Annotated in this window: 15 protein-coding genes and 1 pseudogene; 10 read left to right on the forward strand and 6 right to left on the reverse strand. The window is 68.2% G+C overall.

All coding sequences use genetic code 11. The annotated features are described in order from the left end of the window. Nucleotides 1-22: 22 nt before the first annotated feature. Genes ACZ5IQ_RS28335 through lipE form a run of 3 tightly spaced genes read left to right on the forward strand, consistent with a single transcriptional unit; the run spans nt 23 to nt 2,378 of the window. A complete protein-coding gene (locus ACZ5IQ_RS28335) occupies nt 23-649 on the forward strand; it encodes a class I SAM-dependent methyltransferase (RefSeq protein WP_212807666.1) in 627 nt (208 codons plus the stop codon). Between the two features lie 5 nt (nt 650-654). Further along, nucleotides 655-1,137 (forward strand): peroxynitrite isomerase, encoded by a 483-nt coding sequence (locus ACZ5IQ_RS28340; RefSeq protein ID WP_029119203.1) that lies wholly within the window; start codon nt 655-657, stop codon nt 1,135-1,137. Then, nucleotides 1,134-2,378: a lipase LipE gene (gene lipE, locus ACZ5IQ_RS28345; protein WP_212807667.1), complete on the forward strand. Its 1,245-nt coding sequence runs from the start codon at nt 1,134-1,136 to the stop codon at nt 2,376-2,378. The genes ACZ5IQ_RS28340 and lipE overlap by 4 nt, the downstream gene beginning before the upstream one ends. Nucleotides 2,379-2,567: 189 nt before the next feature. On the opposite strand, the gene ACZ5IQ_RS28350 is transcribed toward lipE, so the two are convergent. Next, a complete protein-coding gene (locus ACZ5IQ_RS28350; RefSeq protein WP_020099652.1) occupies nt 2,568-2,987 on the reverse strand; it encodes an SRPBCC family protein in 420 nt (139 codons plus the stop codon). Nucleotides 2,988-3,048: 61 nt separating this feature from the next. Between ACZ5IQ_RS28350 and ACZ5IQ_RS28355 the strand changes: the two are divergent. Continuing rightward, nucleotides 3,049-4,594, forward strand: a pseudogene (locus ACZ5IQ_RS28355) (acyl-CoA carboxylase subunit beta). Nucleotides 4,595-4,600: 6 nt separating this feature from the next. Here the strand turns inward: ACZ5IQ_RS28355 and ACZ5IQ_RS28360 are convergent. Together ACZ5IQ_RS28360 and ACZ5IQ_RS28365 are read right to left on the reverse strand one after the other, a co-directional pair. Further along, nucleotides 4,601-5,701, reverse strand: coding sequence for an NAD(P)/FAD-dependent oxidoreductase (locus ACZ5IQ_RS28360; protein ID WP_212807668.1), 1,101 nt, complete (start codon nt 5,699-5,701; stop codon nt 4,601-4,603). Between the two features lies 1 nt (nt 5,702). Next, complete coding sequence (locus ACZ5IQ_RS28365; protein WP_212807669.1) at nt 5,703-6,494, reverse strand: SDR family NAD(P)-dependent oxidoreductase; 792 nt, start codon at nt 6,492-6,494, stop codon at nt 5,703-5,705. A gap of 63 nt (nt 6,495-6,557) precedes the next feature. Here ACZ5IQ_RS28365 and ACZ5IQ_RS28370 point away from each other — a divergent pair, with 63 nt between their 5' ends. Next, nucleotides 6,558-7,445 carry a hypothetical protein gene (locus tag ACZ5IQ_RS28370; protein ID WP_212807670.1) on the forward strand — a complete coding sequence of 296 codons (888 nt, stop codon included), beginning with the start codon at nt 6,558-6,560 and terminating at the stop codon, nt 7,443-7,445. Here ACZ5IQ_RS28370 and ACZ5IQ_RS28375 read toward each other — a convergent pair. Continuing rightward, a complete protein-coding gene (locus ACZ5IQ_RS28375) occupies nt 7,442-8,176 on the reverse strand; it encodes an Rv3717 family N-acetylmuramoyl-L-alanine amidase (protein ID WP_406774522.1) in 735 nt (244 codons plus the stop codon). The genes ACZ5IQ_RS28370 and ACZ5IQ_RS28375 overlap by 4 nt on opposite strands. Before the next feature lie 333 nt (nt 8,177-8,509). Between ACZ5IQ_RS28375 and ACZ5IQ_RS28380 the strand changes: the two genes are divergently transcribed. Then, complete coding sequence (locus tag ACZ5IQ_RS28380) at nt 8,510-10,279, forward strand: CocE/NonD family hydrolase (protein ID WP_346415347.1); 1,770 nt, start codon at nt 8,510-8,512, stop codon at nt 10,277-10,279. A gap of 10 nt (nt 10,280-10,289) precedes the next feature. On the opposite strand, the gene ACZ5IQ_RS28385 is transcribed toward ACZ5IQ_RS28380, so the two are convergent. Next, entirely contained in the window at nt 10,290-11,453 is a 1,164-nt protein-coding gene (locus tag ACZ5IQ_RS28385) for a sulfotransferase family protein (protein WP_346415348.1), read from the reverse strand. Nucleotides 11,454-11,561: 108 nt separating this feature from the next. Here ACZ5IQ_RS28385 and ACZ5IQ_RS28390 point away from each other — a divergent pair, with 108 nt between their 5' ends. The 4 genes from ACZ5IQ_RS28390 to ACZ5IQ_RS28405 all read left to right on the forward strand — a co-directional run bounded on the left by ACZ5IQ_RS28390 (nt 11,562) and on the right by ACZ5IQ_RS28405 (nt 14,550). Continuing rightward, nucleotides 11,562-12,137: a TetR/AcrR family transcriptional regulator gene (locus tag ACZ5IQ_RS28390; RefSeq protein WP_346415349.1), complete on the forward strand. Its 576-nt coding sequence runs from the start codon at nt 11,562-11,564 to the stop codon at nt 12,135-12,137. Continuing rightward, on the forward strand, nt 12,134-13,234 hold the full coding sequence (locus tag ACZ5IQ_RS28395; RefSeq protein ID WP_346415305.1) for a DUF1214 domain-containing protein: 1,101 nt from the start codon (nt 12,134-12,136) through the stop codon (nt 13,232-13,234). The genes ACZ5IQ_RS28390 and ACZ5IQ_RS28395 overlap by 4 nt, the downstream gene beginning before the upstream one ends. A 139-nt stretch (nt 13,235-13,373) precedes the next feature. After that, the gene (gene tnpA / locus ACZ5IQ_RS28400) at nt 13,374-13,652 is read left to right on the forward strand and encodes an IS66 family insertion sequence element accessory protein TnpA (protein ID WP_406774486.1); all 279 of its coding nucleotides are present in this window, start codon (nt 13,374-13,376) and stop codon (nt 13,650-13,652) included. Nucleotides 13,653-13,665: 13 nt separating this feature from the next. Beyond that, nucleotides 13,666-14,550: an integrase core domain-containing protein gene (locus ACZ5IQ_RS28405; RefSeq protein WP_464480557.1), complete on the forward strand. Its 885-nt coding sequence runs from the start codon at nt 13,666-13,668 to the stop codon at nt 14,548-14,550. An 83-nt stretch (nt 14,551-14,633) separates the two neighbouring features. Here the strand turns inward: ACZ5IQ_RS28405 and hrpA are convergent, their stop codons facing one another. Continuing rightward, the gene (gene hrpA / locus ACZ5IQ_RS28410) at nt 14,634-18,530 is read right to left on the reverse strand and encodes an ATP-dependent RNA helicase HrpA (RefSeq protein WP_406804814.1); all 3,897 of its coding nucleotides are present in this window, start codon (nt 18,528-18,530) and stop codon (nt 14,634-14,636) included. Between the last annotated feature and the right edge of the window lie 29 nt (nt 18,531-18,559).

The raw sequence follows: 18,559 nt of genomic DNA on the forward strand, positions 1-18,559 counted from the left end.
TTCGCCGCCTAGGCTGAAGCGCATGGTTCAACGCCGGGGATTCAATGACGCCGTCACCCGTTTCTGGGGCTTCGCCGCTCCCGCCTACGACACCCAGGTACTGCAGCGCTGGGTCTACCAACCTGCCCAGGACGAGGTCCTGGCACAGCTGCGGTCACACGACTCCCTGACCATCGCCGATATCGGCTGTGGCACCGGTATTTTCGCCGATCGGATCCAACGTGAGCTCAATGCCGTCGTGACCGGGGTGGACATGTCCGAGGGCATGCTGGCCCAGGCCAAGGCGCGGTCGTCGAACGTCACCTGGCTGACCGCACCGGCCGAGGACCTGCCGTTCAACGACGGCGCACTCGATGCGGTGGTGACGACGTCGGCGTTCCACTGGTTCGATCAGCCCGCCGCGCTGCGCGAATTCCATCGGGTGCTCAAGCCGGGCGGCATCGCGGCCGTCACCACCATCAGCCCGCGGCAGGTCCTGCCGCTGCACGCGCTGTCGTCGCACATCCTCAATCCCGCCCACAATCCGTCCCCCGCGGAGATGAAGAAGCTCTTCGAGGACGCCGGGTTCACGGTGTCCGAGCAGCACCGGGTGAAGCGGCCGGCGTGGACGCTCATCGTGTCCGACCTGCTGACCGTGGGAACGAAGTAGCCGACATGCCCGATCTGCACCCCGACGTCGCGGTCCTGGCGCCGCTGCTGGGCACCTGGGCCGGCACCGGCTCCGGTGAGTACCCGACCATCGCCTCGTTCGACTACCTCGAAGAGGTCACCTTCGGCCATGTCGGCAAGCCGTTCCTGGCTTACAGCCAGCGCACCCGCGCGGCCGATGACGGACGTCCCCTGCACGCCGAGACCGGCTATCTCCGGGTGCCCGCGCCCGGTCGCATCGAATGGGTGCTGGCGCATCCCACCGGCATCACCGAGGTGCTGCAGGGCACCATCAGCACCGACGGCGAGTTCGTGCTGGATCTGGCCACCACCGACATCGGGCGTACCGACTCCGCGAAAGAGGTTGACGCCCTGCGTCGTTGGTTCCGGCTCGACGGAGACACGTTGAGCTACAACGTCCGCATGGCCGCCGTGGGCATCCCGCTGCGCCACCACCTCGCGGCTGTGCTGCATCGGAAGGACGCATGACGGAACCACAGACCGGCCGGATTCGGGTCCCCACCGACCTGGACTCGGCCACAGCCATCGGCACCGAAGACCACACCGACGTCGATCCGCAAGCGGTAGAACGGATTTGGCAGGCGGCACGGCACTGGTACGCAGCCGGGATGCAGCCGGCCATCCAGGTCTGCCTGCGCCAGAACGGTCGGGTCGTGCTCAACCGCGCGATCGGCCACGGCTGGGGCAACGGGCCGGACGATCCGGTGGACGCCGAGAAGATCCCCGTCGGCGTCGACACCCCGTTCTGCGTGTACTCGGCCGCCAAGGCGATCAGCACGACCGTCGTGCACATGCTCGTCGAACGCGGCGAGCTCGACCTGGACGCCCGCGTCTGCGACTACCTGCCGACGTACACCAGCCACGGCAAGGACCGCACCACCGTGCGGCACGTCGTCACCCACAGCGCCGGGGTTCCGCTGGCCACCGGGCCGCGGCCGGACCTCAAGCGGATGAACGACAGCGAGTACGCCCGCGAGATGCTCGGGAATCTGCGGCCGATCTACCGGCCAGGCCTGGTCCACATGTATCACGGCCTGACCTGGGGCCCGCTGATCCGCGAGATCGTCTCAGCCGCAACGGGTCGCAACATCCGCGACATCCTGGCCACCGAGATCCTCGAGCCGCTGGGCTTCCGCTGGACCAATTACGGCGTCGCGCCGGAGGATGTTCCGCTGGTCGCGCCGAGTCACGTCACCGGCAAGCCACTGCCGGCACCCATGGCGGCGGCGTTCAAGAAGGCGGTCGGCGGCACCCCGAACCAGATCATCCCGTTCAGCAACACCCCGGACTTCCTGACCAGCGTGGTGCCGTCGTCGAGCACGGTCTCCAACGCCGTCGAGCTGTCGCGCTTCGCCGAAATGCTCTGCCGCGGCGGGGAACTCGACGGGGTTCGGGTGCTGCGCCCGGAGACCCTGCGCGCCGCGACCGCCCCCTGCCGGCGCCTGCGGCCCGACATCGCAGTGGGACTCCAGCCGATGCGCTGGGGCACTGGATACATGTTGGGCTCCAAGCGATTCGGCCCGTTCGGCAAGGGCGCGCCGGCCGCCTTCGGGCACACCGGACTGACCAACATCGCGGTGTGGGCCGACCCGGCCCGGAACCTTGCCGCCGCCGTGGTCAGCAGCGGCAAGCCCGGCGGTCATCCCGAGGCCAACCGGTATCCGGCGCTGCTCGATACGATCGCCCGGGAGATTCCGCAGTCCGGGTAGCGGCGAAAAGTACGTGAGCTCAGTCGCGATGGCGATCTGCCGTCGGTTATTGAACTCAGGGACTTCTCAGAGCCTCAGAAGGTGCCTGCGTTCAATTGCATTGCGCATGAGCGCGTTCTGATTGACGCCACGTACTTTCGCTGCCGCGGCAGCTCTCCCTGCGACCGATCGAAGCACCGGAGACGTGGGTTACGCCTTCGACGCAGCCTTCGCGAACAGGCGCAGCAGCACCTGGTTGATGGCGACCAGCGCCAGCTTCACCGGCGGGAACGACGCGGTCGAGGTCAGCGAGTAGTCGATGCGCGTGCCCGAGCCCTCGGGGGTCAGCCGCACCTCGCCCGCGTAGCCCGGGAACGGCACGCCGGAGCGGGCCTTGTAGCCGAACACGTTGGGGGCATCGAAAGTGACGACCTCTTCGACGATCGCCGGCGCCGGCCCGGGGGCCGAGATGCGGCGGACCGCGCCCAGGCCGTTCGGCGCGGGGGTGCCGGGCTGGTCGATGGTCACGCTGATGCCGGGACCCCAGTTGGCCATGCCTTCGTGGTCGATCAGGGTCGCCCAAACAACGTCGATCGGGCGGGCAACAGTGGTGGTTGCAGTCGATTGCATGGACCGATCATGCCGCACCCCCATCCAGGGCGCCTGGCAGGCTGTCCCCATGCCCGGCCCAATGCCCGAAGTACCGTTCCGCGACGACCACATCGAGCTCCTGCGCCGGCGGGCGCTCACCGAGGACGCCGCCCGACCGGACGCCGTCCAGCGCCGACATGACGCCGGCGGACGGACGGCCCGCGAGAACATCCTCGACCTGGTCGACGACGGCAGCTTCGTCGAGTACGGCCGGTTCGCCATCGCCGCCCAACGGGCTCGCCGGGAGCTCGACGATCTGATCGCGCGCACTCCCGCCGACGGCCTCGTCGCCGGCACGGCCCACGTCGACGGCCACCCGTGTGCGGTGTTGTCGTACGACTACACCGTGCTGGCCGGTACCCAGGGCGCCCTCGGGCACCTCAAGAAGGACCGGCTGTTCGAACTGATCGAGCGGATGAAGCTGCCCACGGTGTTCTTCGCCGAGGGTGGCGGTGGACGCCCCGGTGACACCGATCATCCGACCGTGTCGTCACTGGACGTCCGCGCCTTTGCGCTGTGGGCCGGCCTGTCGGGCGTCGTACCGCGGATCGCGGTGGTCAAGGGCCGCTGCTTCGCGGGCAATGCGGTGATCGCGGGCTGTTCGGATTCTGATCGTGGCGACCGAGGACACGTCGATCGGCATGGGTGGCCCGGCGATGATCGCCGGCGGCGGACTCGGCGACATCGCGCCGGATGCCGTCGGCCCGATCTCGGTGCAGGCGCCCAACGGCGTCGTCGACGTGGTGGTGCCCGACGAGGCCGCCGCGGTCTCGGTCGCCCGCCGGCTGCTCGGCTACTTCCGCGGACCCACCACACCCGGCACCGCGCCGGACCAAACCGCCTTGCGCACAATCGTTCCCGAGCGCGCCCGCCGCGCGTATCAGGTCGCGCCGATCTTCGAGACGCTCGCCGACGAAGGCTCTGTCACCTTCCTGCGGCAGAAGTTCGCCCCGGAGTTGGTGACCGCGCTGGCCCGGATCGAGGGCCGGCCGGTCGGGGTGCTGGCCAACAACACCATGGTCATGGCCGGTGCCATCACCGCGGCGGCGTCCGACAAGGCGGCCCGCTTCCTGCAGCTCTGCGATGCCTTCGGGATTCCCGTGGTGTCCCTCGTGGACTGCCCCGGATTCATGGTGGGACCGGCGGCCGAGGCCGAAGCACTGGTTCGGCGCGGATCGCGGCTGCTGGTCGCCGGCGCGGCCCTGCGCGTCCCGCTGATCGCGGTGATTCTGCGTCGCGGTTACGGCCTTGGCGCACAGGCGATGTGCGGCGGCAGCCTGCATGAGCCACTGCTGACCGTGGCCTGGCCGGGCGCACACCTCGGACCGATGGGACTCGAGGGTGCCGTGCGGCTCGGGCTGCGCAAGGAGCTCGAGGCCATCGCCGATGACGAGGCCCGCGAGCAGGCGGTACGGGATGCCACCGCCGCCGCGCAGGCCAACGCCGCCGCGCTCAACTCGGCTTCGATGTTCGAGATCGACGACGTCATCGACCCCGCCGAGACCCGGTCGCTGATCGCCGCGACACTGGCGACCGCGGAACCCGCGGGCCTGCCGCCGCGCCGGGGCTTCGTCGACACCTGGTGAACGGTCTCAATCCCGCACGCCGCGATACAGCTGACGACGCACGACGAACCGCTGCAACACCCGGTCGACGGTCCACGCCGGGAACCGGACGGCCTGTCCCCACGGCGTGAACACCTCCAGCCCGTCGGGCTGCGGACCGAGCACCGAACCCCACCGCACGGCCGGCGGCCGGTAGCGGCGCAGCTTGCGGGACCTCAACTGGGCGAGGACGTTTCGTGCCACCAGCGCACCGCCACCGTTACGGGCCGAGGTGCGCAACGGATCGGTGGCCGCGACATCACCGACCGCGAAAACACCCGGATACCCGGGCACCGTCAGCTCCGGGGTGACGCGGACGAAGCCGTCGTCGTCGAGGATCTCAGTAGGCAACCACGCCGTGTTGGGCCGCACCCGACCGACGGCCCACAACACCGCATCGGCCTCCCCGTCCGGTTGGCCGGTGCTGAATTCGATTGGTCCAGCGGTGATTTCGTCGCGATTCGGCGGCAGTACAGCGCGGTGCCCGAGATGCAGCCGGACGCCGAGTTCCGCCAACCGTTGCGCGACCCGCACCTGGGTCCCGACGTGGTAACCCGGAAGTATCTGTGCGCCAGGGAAATACAGGTCGACGACCTTGTCGGGCCAGCTGCGTGCCAGGTTCCCGGCACTGCTCACCGCCGTGGCGCCGCCACCCACGACGGCGATGCGCTGCGCCCGTGCCAGGCGTTCGTGGGTGTCATGCAGATCCGCCGCGACGTCGTCGGCGGTCTGCAGCGTCGGGCGGCGCCAGAACCCGTTGGTCGTTCCGGTCGAGATCACCAGCACATCGAACGGCTCGACCGTCTCGGTACCGTCAGCCGTCTCCACCGTGACCGTGCGGGCATCCAGGTCGGCGCCCGTCAGCGCCCCGTGCACGATCCGCACCGAATCCAGGCCACGGAATCTCCGGAAACCGATGAAGTAGTCCCGCGCCCAGGCGTCGGGCCGCGCGACGCGCATGCCGAGTTCCTGACCGCTGACCAGGCCGTCCTTGACCGAGATACCGACCACGTCGGCGTGCGGGGCCAGGCGGACAGCGGCGAGGATGCCGCTGTCCCCCAGCCCGGCGATGACGACGCGCCCCCGCACGTCAGGGCAGGATCGAGTCGACGTAACCGCCGTCGGCGCGCACCGCGGCGCCGGTGGTGGCCGACGACTGCTCCGAGCTGAGGTACACGACCATGTTGGCGATCTCCTCGGGCTCAATCAGCCTGCGCAGCAACGATTGTGGACGGAATTTGATCATGAACTCGCGCTGCGCCTCGTCCCACGGCAGGTTCTTGTCGACCAGCTGATAGACGAAGTCCTCGACGCCACCGGTATGCGTCGGGCCCGCGATCACCGAGTTCACCGTCACGCCGGTACCCGCCGCATCCTTGGCGAAACCGCGGGTCACCGCGAGCAGCGCGGTCTTGGACGTGCCGTAGTGGATCATCTCTTCCGGGATGACGATCGCCGAGTCGCTGGCGATCTGGATCGCGCGGCCCCACCCGCGCTCCGTCATCCCCGGGAGGTAGGTGCGGATGAGCCGCACAGCAGACAGCACGTTCACCTCGAAGTACCGCCGCCATTCGTCGTCGGTGATCTCCTGCGCCGGCGTCGACCCGAAGATGCCGAGGTTGTTCACCAGGATGTCGACATCCGGAAGTTGTTGGACGAGTTGGGCGACGCCGTCCTCGGTCGTGACGTCGGCGGCGACGCCGATGACGTCGGCGAATCCCTTGCCGGTGAGTTCGGCGACGGCCGCTTGGACGCGTTCTTCGCTGCGTCCGTTCACCGCGACGCGGGCCCCGCTGGCGGCCAGCCCTTCGGCGATGGCCAGCCCGATGCCCTGCGTGGAACCGGTTACCAGGGCGGTTTTGCCGGTCAGATCAATGTGCACAATCAGCCTCCAATGAATGTTCCGGTCACACAACGCTAGCGACCCCGCTGAATAATCCGTGGCATGACCGAACTATTGGTTCTGCACATCGCCAAGCGGGCGATCCTGGCCGTGTCCCTCGACGGTTCACGGGTCCGGACGCTGGTCGCCGATGTCGACGAGACGCCCGACGGCATCGTCGTCGATCAGGCCCGGGGCCACATCTACTGGACGAACATGGGCACGCCCGACCCCGAAACCGGCCGGACGTTCTTCACCCGTAACGGGTCGCTCGAGCGTGTGAACCTGGACGGTTCTGACCGGCGGACCATCGTGCCGCGGGGCGCGTTCACCACGGGTAAGCAGCTGACGGCCGACTTCGACGCGAGGTTGCTCTACTGGTGCGACCGCGAAGGCATGCAGGTGCTGCGCTGCCGGCTGGACGGCTCGAGCCTGGAGACGCTGGTGGTGGCGGGTAGCGGTCCGGATGCGCAAGACCCGCGGCACCACTGCGTGGGCATCGCCGTCGACCCGGTGCAGCAGTTGGTCTACTGGACGCAGAAGGGCGCATCCGACGCCGGCCAGGGCCGAATCTTCCGCTGCCGCACCGACATCCCGGTGGGGCACACCGCCGCGGGCCGTGCGGACATCGAGTTGCTGTGGCAGGACCTGCCCGAGCCCATCGACCTCGATCTCGACGCATCCGGAAACCTGGTCTGGACCGACCGCGGCGCCGAACCGAACGGCAACACGCTCAACCGCGGCCGGGTCCAGCCCACGGTCGGGACCTACGACATCGTGTCCCGCGGCTATCAGGAGGCGATCGGTCTGACCACCGCCGATGACACGACCTACTACGTGAGCGAGCTGCGCACCGGCGGCATCCGCGTCGTGAACCTCGCCGACGGGACCGACCGCGAGCTGACACAGCTGGGTCCTGGTGTCACCGGGGTTGCGCTGGCCGAGCTCTAGCTGGCCTGGATGAACGCCGCGATGCCCTGGCAGATGGCGTTGGCGTAGGTCTGCCACCCCTGCATGGTGGCCATCGCCGCGCCCTCCTGCGGGTTCTTCATGTTGCCGCACTCGACCAGGATCGACGGGTACTGAGCGAGATTCAGGCCTGTCAGGTCGGCCCGGCCGTACAGACCGTTGCTGCCGATGTAGGTCGCCGGCGTCAGCCCCGCGGCCACCATCTTGTCGCGCATGATCTGGGCGAAACGCACCGACGGCCCGGCCTGCACCTGGTTCAGCGGCGGCGCCGAGTAGTTGACGTGGAACCCGTGGCCGCCAGCGGGGCCCCCGTCGGCGTGGACGGACACGACCGCGTTCGGCCGTAGGGCGTTCGCCATCTCGGCGCGCTGGTCGACACACGGACCGAGAGCGTTGTCGTTGTTGCGCGACAGGTGGACCTGTACGCCGGCGTTCGCCAGCTGCTGCTGCATCAGCAGCACGACGTTCCAGGTGAACGAGTGTTCGGGGAAGCCCGCCGTCGTGGACGTGCCACTGGTCTGGCAGTCCTTGGTGCCGCCGCGGCCGGTGGGCACCTGCTTGCTGATCGACGAGTCATTGGCCCCGTTGTGCCCCGGGTCGAGGAACACGACTGCGCCGGCCAGACCAGCGGCTTTGGCCACGGGCGCGGTGAGTGACGACACAACGGCGGGCATACCGACCAGAACCGGCGCCGCGGCAGCCATTCTCAGCATGCGTCGGCGCGAGATGCAGCCGACGCCCTTACCTGCGTCGTCTCTTTCACACGGACTACTGGTCACTGATCGGATGCTACGGACCGAGACTGGGAACACCCCCGAGCGCCCTGACACGGTTCCGTCACGAAGCAATAACTTCTTTCGGGTTCGGCGTACGGTCGAGGCGTGGAGACGAATGTCGAGACAGCGGGTGTGGGGGCCCGAATCAAGGCCATAGCCGGTTGGGCCGCCACGCGCACCCGCAAGACCAGCCCATCACCACTGTTGCCGGCCTGGGAAGCCCCGCCGGCGCAGTACGGCGTCGGAGTGCACCACAACGTGGCGGTGCCGATGAGCGACGGCATCTCGCTGCGGGTGGATATCCACTATCCGACCGACCCGACGACGGGCGAGCCCGCTTCCGGCCCCTTCCCGGTGCTGCTGTCGATGACGCCGTACGGCAAGAAGGCACCCCCGCCGGCCGCCCAGATCGGTGGTGGCGCAACGCCGTACCTGATCCGGCGTGGCTACATCGAGGTGATGGCCGACGTGCGGGGTACCGGCGTGTCGGGCGGCTCCTTCGAGATGCTCGGACCGGAACAGGTGCAGGACGGCGTCGACCTGGTCAATTGGGCTGCCGCCCTGCCCAATTCGAACGGCCGTGTCGGCATGTTCGGCATCTCGTACCTGGCCATCAACCAGCTCATGACGGCCGCCGCGGTGGGTCCCGGCTCGCCGCTGAAGGCGATCTTCCCGGCGATGGCCGCCAACGATTTCTACCGCGACGTCGTCACCATGGGCGGCGTCCCGCACATGCGCACGGTCCGGGCCTACGGCGCCACCTACTCGCTGCTGAACGTCATCAACCCGGCGCTGGAGTTCGCGCATCGCGGTGGGCATGAAAGGCCAAGGGCCGGTGGTATTTCCGCGGTGCGCCAGCGCGGTCGCGACCAGCGCAGCTATTTCAAGAGCCTGATAAAAGACGCGATCGCCGGCGGTGACACCGCATTCGACGGCACGTTCTGGGACACCATGCGTCCCGCGGATGTGGTGCCGAAGATCGTCGAGAACGGTGTCGCGGTGTTTCTGGTGGCCGGCTGGCATGACGCCTTCCAGCGCGGCGCGCCCTTGAACTACGCGGCGCTGCAGAACACTTTCGCCGGGCGTCCTGCCGGCGCCGCCATGACCGCCGATCAGCCCGTCTCCGACAAGTTCCAGTTGATGGCCGGCCCTTGGTATCACGTCTCGGATCTCGATGGTCAGCATCTGCAGGCCTTGCAGCTGCGCTGGTTCAACCACTGGCTCAAGGACGACGACACCGCGGCCGTCACCGGTGCGCCGGTGCGCTTCCAGGCCATCGGCAGCCCTAAATGGTTCCGCACCAACGCCTATCCGTTCCCGGAGGCCACCCCGACGCGGCTCTACCTGGGTCTCGGCGGCGGCCTGCATGCCACCCCGTCGGCCGACGAGTCGATCGCCACGCTCCAATACCTTTCTCGCGGACCGGTTTCCGGGCGCAGCCTGGAGCAGTGGAGCCTCGGCATGGGCAGCTTCATGGTGTCGCAGACTGGCCGCAGTGTCCGGTACGACCAGGACAACTCCCGGCTGCAGCGCGACGCGCTGACCTACACCAGCGAAGCGTTCGATACCGAACAACTGCTCGCCGGTCCGGTCGGCCTCACGATCTTCGCCACCGCCGACCGCACCGAGACCCTGTGGGTGGCGCATCTGGACGACGTCTCCCCCGATGGCGTCAGCCGGCCGCTGACGCAGGGGGCGCTCCTCGGTTCGCATCGTGCCCTCGACCCCGAGGCGAGCTGGCTCCTGCCCGACGGCACCGTGCTACGGCCGCAACACATCAGCACCAAGGCGGCCGCCGAGCCCGTCGTGCCCGGTGAGCTGACCCGGTACGACATCGAGGTGTTTCCCACCGCGGCGCTCCTCGCCCCGGGCCACCGACTGCGGCTGACGCTGACGACGTACGACTTCCCTCATCTGGTGCCGACCCGCCCGCAGCGGACGGCCCTGGCGCGCGGGACGTATCGAATTTCCCAAGGCGGCGTCCACGCTTCGCACCTGGTCGTGCCATTGGCCGACCCGGCGGCGATGGCGCAGTCCTAGCGGCGGAAAGCTAGCCCAGGAAGCGCTGCGTGTAGGGCGCGAAGCGGGCCTTGAGGTCGTCGGGGTCGAGACCGAACATCTCGCACGACGTCTCGACCCGGCCCAGCCGGCCGCGTTGATGACCGGCCAGGTAGTCTGCCATCGCGTTGCGCTCGGTATCCGAAAGTTGTTCCTCGGCAAGAGCAAAGACGCTCGCGGCGGTGCCGAGATCGTCGGCCATGAAATCATCGAACCGGATGTCGATGGAGCGGTCCCGGCCGATGACCTCCCGGTCTCGGATCAGCGCGGCAAGCATGTGCTCCAGCCGCTGCACCCAGTACGAAGCGATGTGCTCGACGGGAACCGGGCTGCGGTGCATGCGCGCCGAGTAGGTGAGCATCGCGATCATCGACAGCACCACCGGTACGGGATCGCGGTGCGTGAAAACACCTACCACACCGGGTAATTCGGCGTTCAGCACCGGCAGTTGCTCGAGATGCTGCGGCGACTTGAGCAGCCAGCGCCGGCCGCCGCGCAGGTACTGCAGGGCTTTGAGCTGCGTCACCATGTGCCGGTAGTGCGGCGTCTGATCATGGGATTCGTAGTAGTCACGCCACGCGGGAACATCGGCCAGCGTCTCGAAGTACATCGTGGAAAAGTCGTTGGCCAGCAACTGGATTTCCTCGTGCACGTGGTCGGTGGTCATCTCGTGCATCAGCGGGAAATGCGGCATGACGATGTTCATCACGTTGACCGCCACGTCCATCCGCGTGCGCCGCGGGTCCGGCTCGATACCGGCTTCGGACGCCAGCGGGAAGGGCTCCATCGACTCCCAGTAGGGCAGGGTCCGGAAGGTTCCGGCGGCCGCCAGCAGGTTGTGCAGGTGTGTGGTCCCGGTACGCGGCAGGCCGACGATGACCACCGGGGGCAGCAGTTCGATGTCGTGAATCTCAGGGTGCCGCTTCAACAGATCGGTCAGCAGCAGCCGGTTCTTCAACAGCTGCAGCAGCTGGCCGTAGAAGTTGACCACGCCCGGGCCGTTGAAACCGTCGATCTGCCGGAGCGCGCCCAGCAGCACCTCGAGGCGTTCGCGGTAGTCGGTGGGGCCGAAGTCGTCGAGCCCGGTGTCGGCGCTCGCCTTGGCGTGCAGTGCGTCCGCATCGAGCGGACAGTCCGCCGCCATCATCGTCATCATGTCGCGGAACTGTTGAGCCTCGGCCGTGAAGGTGGGATGGGCCAGGTCATCGAGCCGGACAACGTCTGTGGTGTCAGTCACACCAATTATGTTACTATGAGTTCCGTAATGGCGAAAGAACTTGGTAGACCTCGTGATCGGCGCATCGACGACGCCGTGCTGGACGCGACCGTGAAACTCCTCGGCGAAGTCGGCTATGCCGCGCTGTCGGTGGACGCCATCGCCAAGCAGGCCGGCACCAGCAAGCCAGCGATCTACCGGCGCTGGCCCAGCAAGGCCCACCTCGTCCACGAGGCGGCATTCCCTGAAGGCATCGCCGCTGACCTGCCGGATACCGGCTCCCTCGCGGGCGATGTACGGGCGATGGTCCGCGACACCGTGGCGGTCCTCAGCACTCCCGCGGCCCGCGCCGCGCTCCCGGGACTGCTCGGCGAGATGACCGCCGACGCCACCCTGCACAGCGCCCTGCTGGACCGGTTCGCCGACGTACTCGGACCCGGACTGCATGCCCGCCTCGATGCCGCCGCCACCCGCGGTGAACTCCGCGCCGACGTGACCGCCACCGACCTGACCGAGGTCATCACGGGTATCGCCCTGCTCGCCGCCCTCACCCGCAGCGCCGCCCCCGATGACGACTGGATAGACCGCAACACCACACTGATCCTGAAAGGTATTGGCGCATGACCGAATCCGCTGCCGCATGGCGGGAACTCCTCGACACCCTTCGCGAGCTCGACACCTCTTTTCTCGAGGGTCCGCGCGCCGTGACCGACGACCGCCAGATCGCCGACGGTTACCGCATGCTCGCGACCGGACTCGGCGTCGCCCTCGACTGCTACCTGTTCCCCGAGCCGGGGCGGCCGCAGTTCGTCGCCGTCAACACCCCCACCCGGCATGACCGCCGCTGGGGCGGCGACAACACCGACGCCTACTACCACATGTGCCCGGTGGACCCGGAGCGCAAATACCGGATCTTCGGCAACAAGGGCGACAGCGTCTATCTCTCGCTGACTGCGTACAACGAGCCCTCGCCCGGTGCCTGGTCCAACCGCGTCGTCGCGATAATCCGTGACACCGACATCGAATTCGACGCCGACGGCAACTTCTCGTTCGAGCTCGGCCCCCTGCCCGACGCAGCCGTCTTCCTCACCCGCGACTACCAGGCCGACCCGGCAACGGGACGTCCGGTCACCTGGAACATCGAGGCACTCGATCCTCCGGAGCCGTTCCGCCACAGCGACGCCGCGACAGCCGCCGCGCTGCGGTCCAGCGCCACCTGGATCCGCACGCTGTTCGCCATCATGCCGATGCCGGTGGGCACGCGGGCCGTCGACGAAGCCAGCCTCGGACACGAAACCGCCCATCGCGCCAATGAATTCGCCGCGCCCTACCAGGTACCGGACGCCAACTTCGGCTGGTCGGCGCGCGACGCCTGCTACTCGTACGGCAGCTTCGTGCTCGCGGAGGACGAAGCGCTCGTCATCACCCACCGTCCGCCGGCCTGCCGGTTCTGGAACCTGGTGGTGTGGAACCAGTTCATGGCCACCCCCGGCGCCAGTGACGCCCGCAGCTCCCTGAACGGCTACAGCGCGGTGCCCAACTCCGACGGCACGGTGACGGTCGTCCTGTCGCGCGGCACCACTGCACACCCGAATTCGCTGACGACGCTGGACTATCCGCAGGGCAACCTGGCGTTCCGCTGGTTCCTGACCGATCAGGTGCCGGACCGCCCCGAAGTCCAGCTGGTCAAGATCGCCGACGCCCCCACGTCACCTTCCTGAGGGATTTGTGCACGATTTTCCGCGCCGGCCGCGGTGTTCTGTTTCAGGACATCGCTGACACATGGATGTCTCGGGACATCGCTGACACCTGAGTGAGGTTGTGGACCCATCGTGGTTCATGGCCCAGAAGGTGACGGCGATGGATATTCGTGCCGCGACGGCGTTGGCCGGGCAGGTCGAGAATGTGGCGGCGTTCTGCCGGGATCAGCAGATCAGTCGGCAGACGTTCTACAAGTGGCGAAAACGGTTCGGGCAGCTGGGGCTGGCCGGACTCGAACAGCGGTCACGTCGGCCGGTGTCGTGTCCCGGACAGACCGCGGCCGCGGTCGAGGAGCTGGTGCTGCGCCGCCGCAAAGAACTGTTGGAGGCCGGCCGGGGATCACGGCGCGCACTCCATCCACTGGACCCTGCAGCGTGAGGGCCATGCTGATGTGCCTGCACCGGCTACGATCTGGCGGATCCTGACGCGCCATGGTGCGATCACCCCGCAGCCGCGTAAACGCCCCAAGTCAGCGACCAAACGGTTTGTCTTTGATCGCCCGAACGACTGCTGGCAATCAGACTGGACCGAATGGGCACTGACCGACGGCACCGCAGTGGCCATCGCGGGCAGCCTTGATGATCATTCCCGCTACCTGGTCGGGTTGGCCGCCGCGGCCGGGCCCGGCACCGGTGAGTTGGTGTGGTCGGTGGTGCTGGCCGGTATCGGTGAGTGTGGGATTCCGTCAATGTCGTTGTCGGACAACGGACTGATGTACACCGGGCGGCGGCTCGGGTTTGAAACGACGTTCGAGGCCAACCTACGCGCCCTGGGAGTCAAAACGATCAACTCCGCCCCCTATCACCCGCAGACCTGCGGCAAGATCGAGCGGTTCTGGCAGACCCTCAAAAAGTGGCTCCACGCGCACCCCACCCCGGACACGGTCGCTGATCTCAACGATCTGCTCGAGGCGTTCCGACACTTCTACAACCACCAACGACCACACCGAGCACTCGGCGGAGCCACTCCCGCAGAGGCTTTCGCCGCCACCGAACGCGCCCGCCCCGCCGACCGGCCCTTGCCGGCCCCGGTGTTCGTCACCACCGGCACCGTCAACGACACCACAGGTCGGGTGTTCGTGCCGCCCTACGTCATCAACGTCGGCCGGTACTGGGCTGGGCACCACTGCGACTGCATCCGCGACGGCGACCACATCGCCATCTTCAGCGGCACCACCTTGATCCGCGAACTCACCGCCGACCCAACCCGCCGCTACCAGCCCGGCGACAAAACCACGCGAACCTACCGCACCCGCGCACCCAAACCCGCACACTGACTGTCAGCGATGTCCCGAGACATAAGTGTCAGCGATGTCCCGAGACACCACACCGCGCCGGCCGCGGAAAATCGTGCACAAAATCACGGGACGACGGCGTCGATGGCCCGGTAGATCCGCTGCTCGCTGACCGGTCGCGGGGTGCCCAGCTGCTGGGCCCACAGGCTGACGCGGAGCTCCTCGATCTGCCGGGCGATGTCGCGGACGTCTTCGCCTTGGCAGCGCAGGGGCGAAAGCGCCTGCCGCAGTTCGTCGTACGCGTCTTCGACGGCGTGTACGCGGTCCATGCGTTCCCGGTCTGCCGCCGGCGCTTGCGGTAGGCGCTCCAAGCGCCGCCCCACCGCCGTCAGGTACCGGGTGAGATCGGCCAGGTGGGTGACTCCCGTCGCCGCGACGAATCCGACCGGCAGCAGCCGGGCCAATTGGGCGCGGATGTCGGCGACGGCATCGGCCTGGAGCGCGGACGGCTTGTCGGGCAACGCAACCTGCGCCGCGTGCGCGGCGGTCAACACGCGCTCGACGCGGCCGACGACGTCGAGCGTCGTCGGGACCAGCTTGGCTGCGACGGCATCGCGCAGCGCCGTGAAGTCCGCCGCGGTCCACACCGGCTTGGGCGCCAACACCCGCACCGCGGCGTCGGCGCAGTCTTCGAGCAGCGCAGCCAGGCTGCCGTCGGGATTGCTCGACAGTGACAGACGCGCGCGGGGATTGAGGCCGCGCTCGGCAGCCTTGACCGGTGACGGTGCGGCGAGCCGCAGCAGCCGTCGCAGTCCCGGCCCCATGGCCGCGGCCTGCTCGGCCGCCGTCGGAAAGACCCGGATGTCCACTGCCGCACCGGTATCCACGAATGCCGGGAAACCACGCACGGTGTGGCCACCGGCCGAGCTCTCCACGGTGCGGGGCAGCTCAGCGAGGTCGTCCGGCCACGCCTTGAGGCCGGTCCGTTGCAGATCGCCCGCGACGGCGCCGGCGACCGCCTGGCGCACCGACCCGGCGAGCTTGTCGTGCAGCGCACCCAGGTCCTTGCCACGCGCCACCTCGGTGCCGTCTTTCTCGACCGCGAAGGTGACCCGCAGGTGGTCGGGAATCTTGCTCAGGTCGAAGGCGTCGATCGGCACCAAAATGCCACTGCGCCGGCGCAATTCGCGCTGTAGCTCCTCCAGCAGCGAGCCGTCTCCCGGATTGAGGTCCGGCAACACCGCCCGCGCCGTATCGGGCGCGGGCACGAAGTTGCGCCGCAGGTCCTTGGGCAGCGATTTGATCAGCGCCGTGACCAACTCTTCCCGCAGCGCGGGAACCTGCCACGCGAAACCGTCGCCGCCGAGCCGGGCCAGCACCTCGACCGGAACATGAACCGTCACACCGTCATCGGCGGCGCCGGGCTCGAACCGGTAGCTCAGCGGCAGCGACAGGTCGCCGGTCTGCCAGGTGTCGGGCTGGTCGGCATCCGTGTCGGTGCGCAGCAGGTCGTCGCGCGTCATGGTCAGCAGGTCCGGCGTCACATGCCGCTGTTTCTTCCACCAGGCATCGAAATGCCGCGCCGACACCGCACTTTCGGGCACCCGCTGGTCGTAGAAGGCGTAGACCTCGTCATCACCGGCCAGCAGATCCCGGCGTCGGGCGCGCTCCTCCAACTCCTCCAGCTCGGTCCGCAGGCGCGTGTTGTCGCGGAAGAAGTGGTGCCGGGTCTGCCAGTCGCCTTCGACCAGCGCATGCCGGATGAACAGCTCGCGCGCGACCACCGGATCCACCTGCGCGTACCCGACCCGACGACGCGGCACCAGCGGCAGGCCGTAGAGGGTCACCCGTTCGAACGCCATGACGGCGCCGCGGCGGGCATCCCAATGCGGCTCACTGAAGGTGCGCTGCAACAGATCCCCGGCGACCCGTTCGACGGTCTCCGGTTCGATACGCGCCGCGATACGACCGAACAGCCGGCTCGTCTCCACCAGATCCGCGACGACGATCCACCGCGGCGGCTTCTTCGTCAGCACCGAGCCCGGGGCCAACACGAACCGCGAGTTGCGGGCGCCCTGGTACTCGCGAGTCTCACCTTCCCGCAGGCCGACGTGCGACAGCAGCCCGGCGGTCAACGCGGTGTGGATACGCAGCGGGTCGGCATCGTCCCCCGACTCCCGGATGCCGAGATCACCGGCGATGCTGCGCAACTGGCCGACCAGGTCCTGCCATTCGCGAATCCGCAGGTAGTGCAGGAACTCGTCGCGGCACATTCGGCGGAACGCACTGCCGGACAACTGATTCCGCTGCTCGCGCAGGTAGTTCCACAGGTTCAGATAGGAGATGAAGTCCGAATGTTCGTCGGCGAACCGGGCATGCTTCTGCCGCGCGGCTTCTTCCCGGTCGGACGGTCGTTCCCGTGGATCAGGGATCGACAGCGCGGCGGCGAGGATCAGCACCTCGCGCACACAGCCTTCGGTGTCGGCCTGGAGGATCATGCGGCCGACGCGTGGGTCCAGCGGCAGCCGGGCCAGCCGGCGACCGACGTCGGTGATGGCGCCCTTCGTGTCGAAAGCGCCAAGCTCCTGGAGCAATTGGATGCCGTCGCGGATGCTGCGCGCATCCGGCGGGTCCAGGAACGGGAATGCCTCGATATCGCCGAGCCCCAGCGCCGCCATCTGCAGGATGACCGCGCCCAGGTTGGTGCGCAGAATCTCCGGGTCGGTGTAGCGCGGCCGGCTCGCGAAGTCCTCTTCCGAGTACAACCGGATGCAGACACCGGGCGCGGTACGTCCCGACCGGCCGGACCGCTGCGCCGCCGACGCCTGCGAGATCGGCTCGATCGGCAGCCGCTGCACCTTCGTGCGCCGGCTGTACCGCGAGATGCGCGCCGTACCCGGGTCGACGACGTACCGGATACCCGGCACGGTCAGCGACGTCTCGGCGACGTTGGTGGCCAACACGATCCGGCGCGGGCCGCCCGGCTTCGCGTTGAAGACCTTCTGCTGGTCCGCGGTCGGCAGCCGGGCGTACAGCGGCAGGATCTCGGTCGGGAAGGTGTCGCCGGACAGCGCGTCGCGCAACGCCTCTGCGGTGTCGCGGATTTCGCGTTCACCGGACAGGAAGACGAGCACATCGCCCGCCGGTTCGGATTCCAGTTCGCGCACCGCGTCGACAATGGCCTCGGTCTGGTCGCGCGGCTCGGTGCGGACGATCTCGTGGTCCGGGTCGTCCGGGTCGTCGCTGTCGTCCACCGCGACGGGGACTTCCAGTGGCCGGTACCGGATTTCGACCGGGTACGTGCGGCCCGACACCTCGACGATCGGGGCGTCATAGAAGTGCTTTGCGAACCGCTCCGGCTCGATGGTTGCCGACGTCACGATGACCTTCAGGTCCGGGCGACGCGGCAGCAACTCGCGCAGATACCCGAGCAGGAAGTCGATGTTGAGGCTGCGTTCGTGGGCCTCGTCGAGGATCAGCGTGTCGTACCGCAGCAGCCGCCGGTCCCTCTGAATCTCGGCGAGCAGAATGCCGTCGGTCATCAGTTTGACGAGGGTCGAGTCGCTCGCCTGGTCGGTGAACCGGACCGTGTAACCGATCGCCCCACCCAGTGCGGTGCCGGTTTCGTCGGCGATGCGCTGCGCCACGGTGCGCGCGGCCAGCCGGCGCGGCTGGGTGTGGCCGATGGTGCCGCGGATACCGCGGCCGAGCTCCAGGCAGATCTTGGGCAGCTGCGTCGTCTTGCCCGAGCCGGTCTCGCCGGCCACGATCACCACCTGGTTCTCGGTGATGGCCTTGGCGATCTCATCTCGACGATCGGTGACCGGCAGATCGGGATACGTGATGGTCGGTACCGCGGCCAGCCGACTCGCGATCACGCCCTCCGCGGCCGCGATCTGTTCGGCGATCTTGTCCGGGTTGTCGCCCCGCAGATTCTTCAGCCGACGCTCCAGGCGCGCGGCGTCACGGATGGTCAGACCATCCAGACGATCACGCAGTTCGCGCTGCTGTTGGCCGGACACCAGTCCCAGGATAGGGGGTCCGCGGTCGG

The organism is Mycobacterium toneyamaense (assembly GCF_055384815.1).